The sequence below is a fragment of the Aporhodopirellula sallentina SM41 genome (assembly GCF_000346505.1).
In the GTDB taxonomy this organism is placed as follows: Bacteria; Planctomycetota; Planctomycetia; order Pirellulales; family Pirellulaceae; genus Rhodopirellula; species Rhodopirellula sallentina.
The window spans coordinates 1-13,347 of sequence record NZ_ANOH01000187.1 but is presented as its reverse complement, the minus strand read 5'-3'; the positions used below and the strand labels follow the sequence as shown (position 1 = coordinate 13,347).

Below are 13,347 nucleotides of genomic sequence, written 5' to 3'. Positions count from 1 at the left end.
GTTCGTTCCACCCTATCTTCCCGAAACCAAGCTGACGCGATTCACGGCGGCTTACTATCGCGATCGAATCTCGGTTATTGATTCGAAGGTCGAAAAAGTGCTTGCTGATCTGAAGGACGCCGGACAACTCGAAAACACGTTTGTGTTTTACTTCGGTGACCACGGCGGTGTCCTGCCTCGCTCGAAAGGCTATGTGTTCGAAAGCGGTTTGCATGTGCCGTTCGTGGTTCGCGTGCCGGAGAATTATCGCGATCGAGTTGACCGCGAATTGGGTTCCCGCACGAACGGGTTTGTGTCGTTTATCGACTTCGCACCAACGGTTCTCAATTTGGCGGGTGTTGAGATTCCGGATGCTTTCGACGGTGAGGCGTTTCTCGGACCGAGGGTGTCAGCGACGTCGGTGGACAAACGCGACACCACGTTCAGCTACTCCGATCGGATGGACGAAAAGTACGATCTCGTCCGAGCAGTCCGGGTGGGCAATTGGAAATACATTCGCTACTTCGAGGCTCAGTATCCAAACTCGCTCGAGAATCAATATCGCTATGAAATGCTGGCGTATCAGGAGTGGCGTGAACTGGCGAAAGAGTCCAACCTGCCGCCCGAGCAACTCGCCTTCTTCCAACCCCGACCGGTCGAAGCACTGTTTGATCTGTCGAATGATCCGCACGAAGTTGAAAACCTTGCGTCATCCGGCGAGCACGGTAGCCGTTTGATGGAGATGCGAAAATTGCTCGACGATCACCTCAAGGAAACGAATGATCTGGGATTCTTTCCCGAGGCGATTTGGTTGCGTGAAGGGTTGGACAATCCGGTCCAATTTGGAATCCAAAATCACGACCGCATCGCCAAGTACATCGATACGGCCAACATCGCATTGATGCCTTGGGACCAAGCGACGTCGCCTTTGTTGTCCGCGATGAACTCGGCTGACCCGTGGGTGCGCTATTGGGCGCTCTGTGCGGCCAGTTCCAAAGTTGCCGGTGATGATGACGCTCGGGAAACCGCAGCATCGGATGATTCGATGCTGAAATTGGCGACGCGTTTGACGCTGGATTCCGAACCGTTGGTTGCCGCGCGTGCGATCGAATTTTTGGCACTGCTCGGGAAGGCGGACCCGCGTGACGTTTTGATGCGATCGGTCCAGCGAAGTCGTGACGCGGTCGAGGCGTTGCAGGTCCTCAACATTGCGGCTTACTTCCACGCCAACGGAGACGGGGAGTTCCCGATCGATCCGGATGCGTTGGAATTTAGTTTTCCGGTCGATCCGAAAGGTGAGATCACTCGCCGTCTTCAGCATTTTGCCGGGACGAAGAAGTAGGCGAAAACGACATGCGCGGAGGCGGCGTTTGGCCTCCTCTGGCATCGTCCAAATGCGGCGTCCAAATGCGGCGTACAAAGCGTGCTGGTCCACCGGTCGTTCTACGGCCTGGTGGGCTGCCTTGAAATTTCACCCGTTTTGGATCATGGTTCCTGCCGAGCGATTCGTCGCTGAGCAGAAGTTTACGAGATGATGTTGATTGGTACGCCCCTCTTTTGAAACGGAACTGACGGATGGAAATTTGGCCCGCGATCGATTTGCGACATGGCAAACCGGTGAGGTTGCGTCAGGGCGATTACGACCAACAAACGACCTTTGGCGACGATCCGGTGGAGTTCGCCAAGCGGTGGCAAGACTGCGGCGCCGATCGACTGCACTTGGTTGATCTCGATGCCGCCCGTGGCGATGACCCAGCGGCCAACCGTGCCGCGGTTGAGCGTATCGTGAAGGCGACCGGGTTGCCGTGCCAGATGGGCGGCGGCGTTCGCGATGAAGAGACGATTGTCGCGTTGATCGACGCCGGCGTGTCTCGTTTGGTGGTCGGTTCGCGGGCGCTGAAGGATCCGGAGTGGTTTACCGCGATGTGCGACGCCTATCCCGGAAAACTCGCCGCGGGAATCGATGCCCGCGACGGGCTCGTCGCGACGCAGGGCTGGCTCGAAACGAGTGAGGTGACCGCGATCGAGCTGGCGAAAACGCTCCGAGAGAAAACAGCGAACATAGCGGCGATTATTTACACCGACATCGCACGCGACGGGATGATGCAAGGCCCCAATTTCGATGGGCTCGGTGAAATGGCCGCGGCAACCGACATTCCTTTGGTCGCCAGCGGTGGCGTCACCACCTACGAGGATGTCGAGAAACTCGTTGCAATGAAAATGCCCGCCGCGATCATCGGACGCTCGTTATATGACGGCGTGATGGATTTATCTCGCGTGCTCGAGATCGCCCGCTAGCAAACGGGGGTATAATCCGACATTCTAAAGAAGGCGATCGGCGGATCTATCGCAGGCGGCGACGCGCACCTCGATTGCCAATGAAGGGGAATGCATCTTTCTCGTGTAACGAGTCAGGTTTCGGGTTCCTCCTTTTCTTCATTTGCGCCTGATTGTCGGAACCTGCATCTCCAATATGCCGCCATCACCATTTCGCCGGATCTTCGCGGGCCTGATCGTCTTTGTATCGATCTGCGTTGTCGCGTCGTTCGGGTATGTCCGTGAAGGATGGACCCTTAGCGATGCGTTGTACATGGTCGTGATCACGATCTTTGGGGTGGGATATGGCGAGGTTCACCCGGTCGAAACCACGTCTCTGCGTGTGCTGACGATCTTTGTGATTGTTTTTGGATATGGAGCCGCCATTTATACCGTCGGTGGCTTCATGCAGTTTCTGATTGACGGTGAGTTGCACAACGCTTTTCGGAGTCGCCAAGTGAGTCAAGGCATTGCCAAACTGCGGGACCATACGATCGTTTGTGGGTTCGGGCGAATGGGGTCCATCGTCGCCGGCGAGTTACAAGAACGTGAACGGCCTTTCCTAGTGATCGATGAGAGTCCGGTCCGCGTTGCCGAAGCACACGAAGCGGGGATGCTTGCGATGCTCGGTAACGCGACGGAAGAAGAAACGCTCAAAGAGGCCGGGATTGAGTACGCGAAATCACTCGCCACGATGTTGCCGGACGATGCGCTCAATGCGTTTATTTGTGTAACGGTTCGGGATTTGAACCGCAGCGTTGAGGTGGTATCGCGTGGCGAGTCGCAATCGGCTGAAAAACGTTTGCGCCGTTGTGGTGCGGATCATGTGGTGATGGCCGCCGCGATTGGTGCGAAAAGGGCCACGCAGCTTTTGTTGCATCCTTCTGCCGAGAGTCTGCTCAATTCAGATGACGCGACTCATCAACTCAAAGATGAACTGTCGATGATCGGGCTGCAGATGGAAGAGCTGAAAATCGGCAACACTTCGGTTTTGGTGGGAAAAAGCCTTCAAGACATCGAGGTACGTGGTAACCGTGGGTTCTTAATTGTCGCCGTGCGGTCAGTTGACGGCGGTGTGGACATGAACCCTTCGGGGACCCGAAAGTTGGCCGCCGGTGACAAGGTGATCGTGGTAGGTCACCGTGATGACCTCGCTGAGCTTTGTGCCGCCCACACGTTGAAACGCCAACAAATCACTTATCGTGGTGCAACGTTGTCTTAGGGCGTGTGTCGATTTGCCGCGTCCATCAATACCGCGATTGACACGCATCATTCGCTGGCGATCAACCGGTGAAACTGGCCTCGATGCTGCAGGCAGAGAGCGACGACATCATGATGAAAAGTGTCGCCGAAGCATCTGTTAGAAGAAAACTGTTCCAGGGGGGGACGAGAGGGGCATTTCCCGACCCAGACCGAAGTCCGACCCCTGAAACAGCTTGTCTATTCTAACAAACAAAAACAATTCAGCTATGCGGCAGTAGCTAAAAACAGTGGAAGTCTCGCGAATCAAACAAGAGACATTGAAAGGACATCAAGAATTTTTAGCTGGAGATTTTTTGGACCCCCTCAACGGTACCGCCTGCCTCAAAAGTTTGGCTTTAAATTAGGGGTAATTCCTTATTGACGTTTGGCTTTCGGGAAGGGGCTGCGATCAAAGCCGAGCGTCTATCAAAAATGATAAGGGACAGGCGAATGTCACCCGTGTGTCCCCTCATGTCTTTTGCCGCCTAGGGTGAGCGGCAATCGATCGTCCTCCCGTGTCGGTCGCCTCATGGATGCTGATCCAAATCACGCGTTTGCTCACGACCAGTTTGTCTCGGGAGGCTTTCGCTAAATGGTGTCATCATGCGCAGCGGACCCGGCCTCGCTTCGCCCTCTTTTCGTTCGCTGTTGGAGCAGCGGGAAGAAAAACTTTCGATCCAGCGAGACTTTGGAACAGACAACCCGCTCTACGATCAGATCGTAAAGATTCGATCGGACGAGCAGGGGCAGCGTTCTGAGTTTGGATTCGACCGGTACAGCTATCACTACGCCCTCTTTGTCGATGATCGTCCGGTCGGAACGATGACGGCGACGCGTTTGGCGGACGGCAAAATCGACTGCGAAGAAGCCTATCCGCAGAAGTTGCTCCGCACGTTTCGAGACGAGATTTACTCCACGTGTAAGTTTCGAATTCACCGGAGTCGCTGTTCTTCGATGAAGACGCTGCGGGCGATGGTGCGTGCCGTGTGGCAAGACCAGCTCAGCCTCGCGTCTCGGCTCGTGCTGATCAATGCAGAAACAACTCTTGTTCCTTTTTACCGGCGGATGGGTTTCCACGTCATTGAAGGGTCTGACTTTGTGCATCCGGCCCTGGGAACTGAGAGCGTCGCGTTGATGATGCCCGCGGATCCCAATCGACGCTCTTTCTTCTCGGATCTCTTTGATGATTTGGAGGATCCGTTGTGGATGGATGTCGTGCAAGCGGCGTGCGACTTTGACAACGCGGAACACTCGTCGACGATTCAGCATCTAACCCTTCCGGCAATTTCAGCCATTTCCTCACGTACTCAAGGAACGATTCAATGACGGTTTACCAATGGCAGAACTACGATCAATACAAATCCGAAGCGAACCAAGTACGAGACTACTATGACTCGGTGCATCGCTGTCACGAACTCGCACTACAGGAAATGCTTCGCGAGCCTTGTGGATCCGCGCTGGATATCGCCTGTGGGCATGGTGAGTCTACAAAAATCCTTGAGGACTACGCTCATTCGCTCGTCGGTGTCGATAGTTCAGACGATTTGATCGATATCGCGATCGCACAGAACGAACATCCTCGGACGCAGTACTACTGCTCCACGTTCGAAGACTTCGAAGCCGAAGACGGATCCTTCGACTTGGTCAGTGCCGCGTGGTATTGGAATCACGTTCACTGCGAATCCGGTTTGGAAGAGGCCGCGAAAAAGATACACGCGTTGCTTCGTCCCGGTGGATATGTTTCGTTTGTCGTGCCGGGTGATTCGTTTACGTCTCGCCGAATCCAAGACATTGCGCGAGAAGGTTTTCACTGGAACCAAGCTTGGACGCACGAAATGCCCGAGGCCACCGAGGGTGTTTTTAGTTACGACGACACTTGGATACGCACCAAGATTTGGCAACCGTTTTTCTTAATGCGAAAGTTCAGCGCTTGGTTTGACCTGTCGACGTGGGACGTCAAGGCGACGTTGGTTCGCGAGGGACGGCTTCCGCATCTGTGTTCCGAACCTCCGTTCGAAATTTTGTATGGGAAGGCGAGATGATTCGACCCACCACCATCCGTTTTGAATTAGGGACCTGCGAGTTATCGTACGCGGCCGGTTCAACGTCGCTGTCACCCGAAGGGTTTCGCGTACTCGGCCAATCCGACGGTCAACGCATGACGCAGTTGGTCAGGACCTTTCCGGAACTCGCCAATTGGTTCCATGAGAGGTCTCTGATTGTAAGTGCTTATCCAGCGGCGTTGGGGCTGCAGGGTGTTGCGCCGTTTGTGGACACGTATCTGCATCCGCCCACGTTTATCCGCGCGATGCGGTTGGCTGCATTGGACTTTCGGCCTGTCGTGATGGCGGGGCAGCCGCTCGTTGGGGCTGAGATGTTGTTGCAGACGATCGAGGCCGGGCTCGAAATTCCGGATGAAATCTTGTGGGCCGTCGGAGGCTATTACATGCCTCGTTCGTTGGAGACGTTTATCTCAGACGAGTTGGCAAAGTGCGGTAGCCGGCTCGAGGTTTTGCATTGCTATGGAGTCGCTGAGATCGGACACACTTGTTTTGCTGCAATGAGTCGTTTCGACTCCGGGGAACCTCGCTATCAGTTGGTCGCCGACGACGTTTTCTCGTCGGTGCACCGCGAAAACGGTTGCCTGGAATTACGGCGTGGTGATCGCAATGTCGTCACCGAAGACCTCGCGGAAGTCGTTGGCGGGGAGTGGAAGATCCGCAGCGGCCCCCGCAGAATGTGCCCGGCTGTGTTGCGGGATTTGGAGTCGTGGTCGAGTGAAGATTGGCGACGCCGTACCGGCTATCTGCATGCTGAGCAATCCGAGGTGACCTATCAACTGCGTCGATCAGCTGGCACACAGCACGACGCCGGCGAGCTTCCTTACTACCGATTCCTCGAGGCGTATGGAGGAGCGATGCAGAGCAAACCCAAGTGGCATCGGCAGGTGACTATGCCACGTACGACTTCGAATCCGTCGCAACCGTCCGTCGCTGTGGCTTGACGGCGGGTTGCATCGTCCGCAATACGCGAGTCAGGATGCGACGTTTTGCGAACACCCGTGATGGAGACTTGCAAAACCGTTTGAACAGGTGTGCGTAGTGTTTCGTCGTTGTCGCTTGGGCGTAGGTGTTGTCGGGCTGTTCGTCTTGGTCGATGGCGAAGTGACAGATCGGGTAATCAAACTCAGGCATCGTCGAGCCGGAGTCTTCGAAACCTAGCGAAAGCAAACGTTTGAAATTGAGAGGGCTCGCGCCAAACGAAATCATTCGGAAGTCGTCTCCCATCGGGTCGAGCGATAACATCGCGATCTGGCAAAAGACAGCGTAGCTAAGGCTTTCAGTGAATCGATACCAAGCCGGATTGCCGGTGCCACAGAATTCGACGGCGGAGTCGAGGACGAGGTTTTGACTCTCGTCGACGATGTCATTGTCGTCGAGATCCATGAATGAAACTTCGCCACGATAGAACCGATCGTATGCCTCGTCGGTGACCGGCAACACAACACTCGCGCCACGACGTTCATCGCCATCGGTTGCGAGCATCAACGTCCACGGGTTCTTCTTCCAGATTGAAAGGTAACGCTCTTCGTATCTGAAGTAATGCTCGTTGAGTTTGTCATCGGCATCGAAGAAGAATTGAACTTCGTCATCGGGTTTGGTGTTTTCCAAGTGCACCGCCCAATTCTCACGCATCCGTCCGATGACTTTTTTGACGTCGGCTTCATCTCGGCAAAACGAATTGCGCCCCGGAGCGATGCGACTGCGGATGAAACGTGACATCGACCATGGGAGTTTGTCGAAATCATCTTCGGAGAGGGCTTCGTCGCGGTGGCATGCCTCCTCAAGTGGCAAGCCCAATGCATCGGCTATCAGCCGGAGCGTTTTGTCCGAGACTTCTTCCTTGCCGCTTTCGGCCAACTGGAGTGTACGGACGCCTACCCCCGCTTGGAGGGAAACATCAAGCTGAGAGTATCCGAGTTTTCTTCGGGTAATCTTGATTTTGGTGCTGCCACGGGGCATGGACGGTCCATTTCTTCGAGATTGCGTCAGGAAAATTTTGAGGCTGCGCTTTTCTTGCGCACATTGAAATCACATCGATACTAAGCTTTCACCTCAAGGGAATCGAGCGTGTTGAGACGGGTCGACGACGCTCTTTATTGCGAGTGTTTTGACAACTCGGGGCATCTTCTCAACCGTTCGATTCTCCTTTTTTTAGCCGTTCGGGGGAAACCGTCTAGCTGCAAAGGTCCTCTTCGAGAGAGGCACGTCCAATGTACTTGGGCTTCGGGATGATTGGGCGATTTGGGTTGTCTAATCTAGCTAGACGTTTGCCTTTGAGCTACATGCGGCCGTATTGATCGCGTATTCTTGGGCGTACTTGCTGGGCTGTATCATTTTTGCGGCGCTGCATCGTCAATCACGGTCGCGATGGAATCGGGCTGGACGAGGAGAATGGGTTGTCCGTGACACGTAGCAAAAGGATTTGGTGGCTTCTGAAGATGCAGACCATTGTGTCGATGCATTGATCCCGGACGTTTGGGGGGCAGATTAACAGTTCGGCGGCCATGGACGGCACAGAGGTGACGCATTCTCGCGACGCTCCTCTCGGAACATGAACACAAACTGCCAAGACACACTTCGTCGAGCGTTTGCGTACCTCTCCGCGTGCGAAACACGAACGGACGCATCGTGGGACGGGCCTCGCGATGAGGAATCGGTGCGCGGGCGGGTGGAAACACTCGCTGTGCTGCTACACGTGGTTCCACCGCAATGTTTGATGCATTTGGACGCGATTGCCGATCGATGGATGGAGAGGTTTGGTGTGGAGGGGCGTCCCAGTGCAGTGCAACTGCGTCAGGTCGCCCGATCTTTCTTGCAGGAGCATTTTGCCCTGCGGCCCGCGATCAATGTTCACGCAGCGATTTCGCGTTTTCTGCAAGGAGGTTTTACCGACGGTTTCGATATCGCCGCAGAAAGTTCTGTTGCGCAACGTTCAGTCGCACAAAGTTCAGTCGCACAAAGTTCAGCCGCGGAATCCGAGCGTGCTCGGGAGGGCAACCGGCACCTCGAGATGGGGTTGAGATGTTGGCTCGAACAGCTTTGCACCGCCACCCGATGGACGCATCTTCCCTCGGCGGTTCCGGGAGAGTTGTCCGAGTCGCTCGATCGCATGTACGTGGAATTGTATGCGTGCGAAGAGGTAAGTCGCAGCGATCCCACGTGTGAGGCTCCTCGAGTCGACGTTTCCGCGATCGCATCGCGAACGTTTCGCAGGAGCGTCATTGTCGGAGGTCCGGGCAGTGGTAAGTCCACCTTAATGCAGGCGACTGCGATCGCAGTAACACGCGGGCGCTTGCGAGATTTTGATATGGCGTTTGTCGTCAATCTTGACGAGTACGCTCGATCGCTCGAGGAGCATCCGGGGCGTACTATCGGTGAGTTCTTTTTCGCGACGCTCGAGTGTGACGGACTCGATGAGGAAATTGCGGCGGACCGGTTTCGTGAACTTGCGTCACAGCACGATCGTTTTCTGTGGTTGTATGACGGGTGGGATGAAGTTCCCGAATCGTTGCGCGTGGTTATCGCCGAACGCATCGAAGAAGAATCTCGTCATTGTGTCACGCTGATCACGTCGCGTCCGTCCGGTCTACCTCGATTGCTGTGCGATGAATCGCATGTCGGCACGTATCGACTCGATCGTTTGCGTCCTCATGAATCGCGTGCGTTGGCGACGAATTTGCTGCGTGGTCGATTTCCTTCGACTGATGTCGAATCCATTTTGAAAGCGGTTCTGGCGTCGTCTGAATTGAACGAATATGCCTGCAACCCATACTTGTTTTCGCTGCTCGTTATTTATTTGGCAGATGCCAAGGCGAGTCGTGGGCAGATCAACCTCGGCGAGGTGTTGCAGCAGATCGTCGGTTGGGTTCGCAAGCGGGAAAACTCAAAGTCACCTGTCGCCACTTCCCTGACGACCGAGCACGTGCGTGCGGTCAGCCGGATGGCCTACGAGTCTTGGTTCAAATCACAATCGAGGCGCGACGTCTATTTCGGGTGCGACCTCGAATGGCGAGTGGAACGTGTTGGGCTCAGTGAGGTTCCGATCCTACGAAGCCGATTCTTTGATCGAGCCGATACGGTAGTCGATGAGTATCGTTTCCTGCACGATTCGTTTCAAAAGTTCTTCGTCGCAATGTTTGTTGCCGAGGACCTTCACGAAGAGGAACAGACAAACTTTATCGACCAGGCGATGGTGTCGGTGAAACAATTTGGAATTCTCTGTTACGCGGCCGCCTTGCCCGGCGCATTTCGTGAGGTTTGCTATCGCAGCATGGAATGTTGGTACGCAAAGGAGGATCGGTTCCACCAGATCACGATTCGGATGGGGCGGATCGCGACGATTGCGGGATGGAAAAGCGATCGATCGAAAAAGCTAGTGCCGTCGCTCTGCAAGAGGCTTTTGCACGTTGTTTTGCACGACGCCGATTCGCCCGTCACGGCGCAGGCGGTAAAGGTGCTCGCGGAACTCGATCCTCGCTACCTGTTGAAATCGGCGAGCTGCCGCTCGGATCTCGACTTGAGAGTTTTGCGTTTGATCGTCGAGCACGCGCCATCGGAATTGGTGTGTGAGTATGGTTTGAACGAGTGGATATCCGATTGTTCCGAGCAGTCGTCAATCGCAGCTGAGGCCATTGGCGAAACGTCGGGGCTGCCAGCGAATCGGTCCTGTCTGCCAGAGAGTGACGTTCAGAACGAGCCGCCGGCACTGCTGGAATGTGGCGAGCGAGACCGGTTGATGATTCGGATTGCATCGTCCGCTCCGGATCACTCCGAGACGGCGAATTCGTTGGGGCGACTCGTTGGGCAAACATACCAATACGGCGCAGATGTCGTTTCGATGATCGCGATGGATGAGTGTCTGCAGCAATCGACTCGGGCGCTCGCGATGGACGCGTTGCGATCTTCGTCGGATAGGAGCGTTCTCAAGAAGGTCGCGGAACGGGGAGGCGTCTCTCTGGCAAATGGCACGATTCGGTCGCTCTTGAAAATGTCGGCGAGTCGATCGGTCTGGCTGGACAGGCAATGGCTCGAGGGGCGTATCTTGCGAACGACGCGGGGGAGCGAGCGTCGGGTGGCTCTCGCCGCGTACTACCAAACCGTATCGCGCAGGTCACACAAGGAAATGCAGTGCAAACGCAGATTCCTCGCTCGGTTGACGGTGGATGCCTTGCGAAACGCGGACCGGACGTTGCTCCGCGAGATTTCACAAATGGTCGAAGGGGCTTCGCGAGTCGGGGCTGCGTTTCTGGCTGATGGAGAGGTTGTGGACGAGTTGGTGCATTCGATGAGGCGACTGGTTCGTCACGATGAGTCACTCGACATGTTGCTAACCGAGTCGGCTACTGCGTTGTGCGGGGAAGGCGGAACTCCCGATGAATGGGTGAAATGGGTGGCCCTATTGGACGACGCGAGCAAGGCGTTTCGAGAAACGAGTGACCCGCAGCGTCGTCGTTGTTTGGATGGGCTCGTGCAACGTTTGGGGCGTCGTTTGGCTAAGTGGGATCCTGCTCAGTTGCTGCAACGCGCAGCCGACAACGAGAGTCTCGAGGCGGTGCTGGAGTCGTTTGCCGTTCGCTCTCACTGGCTGGTTTATTCCGATCGAATTATGGATGCGGACGGCAATGAGATTGCTTGCCGAGTGGAAGGGCCGATGTCGACGGTTCAGTTTTCGACACCGGAAGCCATTGCGAAGATTGCCCAGGAGTTACCTCCGCGTCAACGGAGTGATTTCTTGAGCTACTGGCACGTCGTTGCGGAAGGAGGCGACCAGCATGACGCTGTCGATCGAGAAACCATTCATCGAGTGATCTGCACGGTCATGGATTCGCAGTACGAAACATCCTTAGGGGAACACCTCAGTGCGTGCTACGACGACGGGAGGCCGCCGAGTTTTAGTTCCTGGAAGAAGAACCTCACCCGTGTTGTAGAGCGGTATCGACATGACCCTGAACTGCTCGCTCATTTGCACCAGATCGGCTTGGGAAACAAACGCGTTAAGCCACGGTGAGGCAAGTTTCAGCTCTCAGTAGATGCAGCGATGCCGGTTGCGATCGGTGCGTTTGATTCTCGATTCAAAGAATGGGGCTGAAGAGTCGGGCGATCACCGTTCCGATCCGGCCGTACCACGGTTGTAGGTGTGGACGACTCGCCTCGGCGACGCTTGATGAGGCGAAGTCGTCCTTGAGTACTTTGGCAACTTCCGCAACGAGGTCGGGAGCATCCACCGCGATCATCAATTCGAAGTTGAGGTGCAACGACCGGTTGTCTAGGTTCGTCGATCCGATCAACGCGAGTGAGTCGTCAACGAGCACGCATTTTTGATGAAGGAATCCATCGGTGTATCGATGAATTGCGATGCCGAGCGATTTGAGTTCTGCCTCGTAATGATACCCTGCGAGGTAAACCAACCACTGGTCCGGGATATTCGGGATCAGGATGCGAACGTCAACGCCGCGGGCCCGGGCCATTGATAGTGCAGTGATCGTGGTCTCGTCGGGAATGAGATAGGGGGTGCTGATCCAAATTCGGGTGTCTGCCGCGTTCGCTGCGGCGGCAAACATCATGGTCGCACGGGCACGCGTATCGGCTGGTCCGGTTGCACACAACGCCGCGCTGCCTTGGTTGCCTGCCGCATTCGATGAATCGGGCGAGTCGTTGTTAGCGAGCGTTTCCTTTTCGTCCGGAGAGTGATGTCGCCAGTTCGCTTCGGGCAAGCTGTTTCGTTCGGCCCAGTAGTAATCGGCCGCAAAGACCGCTTGGATTTTTTTAACTGCCTCGCCCTCGATTGCTATCGCGGTGTCTCGCCACCGAGTCACCCATCCGTGGTTACCAAGGTATTCGTCGCCGATGTTGAGCCCGCCGACGGTCGCGAGTTCCCCGTCGACAACCAGTAGTTTTCGGTGGTTGCGGAAGTTCAATTGAAAACGGTTGACCCATCCTTGTCGTGTGTTGAACGGTTTGGCGTCGACTCCCGCTTCGCGAAGACGTCGGAGGTATGCGGCGGACAAACTGAGGCAGCCGACCTCATCGTAAAGCAGCCGCACGACGACTCCTTCTTTTGCTTTTTGCATGAGTGCGTCGGCGAATCGGTTTCCGAAATGGTCGTCGCGAATGATGTAGAACTCGGCGTAGACGTACCCCCGGGCGACCGAAATCTGTTCGAGCAGTTTTTCGCAGAACGCATTGCCGTCGACCAATAGTTGAAAATGATTGTTGTCACTAATGGGTGTGTCGAGAATATCGGCGACTTGTTCTAGCGGCGTCGTCAGTGAAGTCGAGCGGACGTCGGAGGCGGTCAACAGTTCGCGTTCGATACTGCTGAGCGTCTCTCGGTGTTTGCGGCCGACGCTGCGGATCGCTTCGCGGTAGCCTGCAAAGCGACTCCGCGCGAGAACCCAATAGGCAGGCAATACAAAATACGGAAGCGCAAGAAGCCCCACGGTCCATGCAACTGCAGCTTGGCTCGTTCTCACGTTGCGGATGGCATGCAGCGCCGAAATCACCGCAAGTGAGTGCAAGAGCAACAATGTGGCAGGGATCAGAAGTCCCCACCAATCCGTAAAAGTTTGAAGCAGGAATGCTGACATGAGCGATTGAGTCGGTGGCGGACGATTCGAGGTGGGGAGGCAGGCTCTCGCCGCGGTCTGCCTGAACTTGGTGGGTTAGCGCGTCTTTGAATCTGGACGTTTCCGATTCCCGTCGCTGACTTCGCCGGAATTCAGGTCAAGCAATTCATGCGACATTGGCT

General features: G+C 55.5%; 9 protein-coding genes. 7 read left to right on the top strand and 2 right to left on the bottom strand.

Annotated elements, in window-relative coordinates:
- The 6 genes from RSSM_RS12085 to RSSM_RS12060 all read left to right on the top strand — a co-directional run.
- Window positions 1–1,321: sulfatase-like hydrolase/transferase (locus tag RSSM_RS12085; protein WP_044302389.1), on the top strand; the 1,321-nt coding region annotated here is incomplete at its 5' end.
- Between the two features lie 233 nt (window positions 1,322–1,554).
- The gene (gene hisA / locus RSSM_RS12080; protein ID WP_008678679.1) at window positions 1,555–2,277 is read left to right on the top strand and encodes a 1-(5-phosphoribosyl)-5-[(5-phosphoribosylamino)methylideneamino]imidazole-4-carboxamide isomerase; all 723 of its coding nucleotides are present in this window, start codon (window positions 1,555–1,557) and stop codon (window positions 2,275–2,277) included.
- 175 nt (window positions 2,278–2,452) lie between these two features.
- On the top strand, window positions 2,453–3,517 hold the full coding sequence (locus RSSM_RS12075; RefSeq protein WP_008678677.1) for a potassium channel family protein: 1,065 nt from the start codon (window positions 2,453–2,455) through the stop codon (window positions 3,515–3,517).
- A 623-nt stretch (window positions 3,518–4,140) separates the two neighbouring features.
- Window positions 4,141–4,863 (top strand): N-acyl amino acid synthase FeeM domain-containing protein, encoded by a 723-nt coding sequence (locus RSSM_RS12070; RefSeq protein WP_008678674.1) that lies wholly within the window; start codon window positions 4,141–4,143, stop codon window positions 4,861–4,863.
- Complete coding sequence (locus tag RSSM_RS12065) at window positions 4,860–5,579, top strand: class I SAM-dependent methyltransferase (protein ID WP_008678673.1); 720 nt, start codon at window positions 4,860–4,862, stop codon at window positions 5,577–5,579. The genes RSSM_RS12070 and RSSM_RS12065 overlap by 4 nt, the downstream gene beginning before the upstream one ends.
- Window positions 5,576–6,541 (top strand): hypothetical protein, encoded by a 966-nt coding sequence (locus tag RSSM_RS12060; RefSeq protein WP_008678671.1) that lies wholly within the window; start codon window positions 5,576–5,578, stop codon window positions 6,539–6,541. Before RSSM_RS12065 ends, RSSM_RS12060 begins: the two co-directional genes overlap by 4 nt.
- Here the strand turns inward: RSSM_RS12060 and RSSM_RS12055 are convergent.
- Window positions 6,489–7,559, bottom strand: coding sequence for a helix-turn-helix transcriptional regulator (locus RSSM_RS12055; RefSeq protein ID WP_081613757.1), 1,071 nt, complete (start codon window positions 7,557–7,559; stop codon window positions 6,489–6,491). The genes RSSM_RS12060 and RSSM_RS12055 overlap by 53 nt on opposite strands.
- 592 nt (window positions 7,560–8,151) lie before the next feature.
- Here RSSM_RS12055 and RSSM_RS12050 point away from each other — a divergent pair.
- Window positions 8,152–11,607, top strand: coding sequence for an NACHT domain-containing protein (locus tag RSSM_RS12050; RefSeq protein ID WP_008678664.1), 3,456 nt, complete (start codon window positions 8,152–8,154; stop codon window positions 11,605–11,607).
- 64 nt (window positions 11,608–11,671) lie between these two features.
- Here RSSM_RS12050 and cls read toward each other — a convergent pair whose 3' ends face one another.
- A complete protein-coding gene (gene cls, locus RSSM_RS12045; RefSeq protein WP_008678663.1) occupies window positions 11,672–13,186 on the bottom strand; it encodes a cardiolipin synthase in 1,515 nt (504 codons plus the stop codon).
- Window positions 13,187–13,347 lie beyond the last annotated feature (161 nt).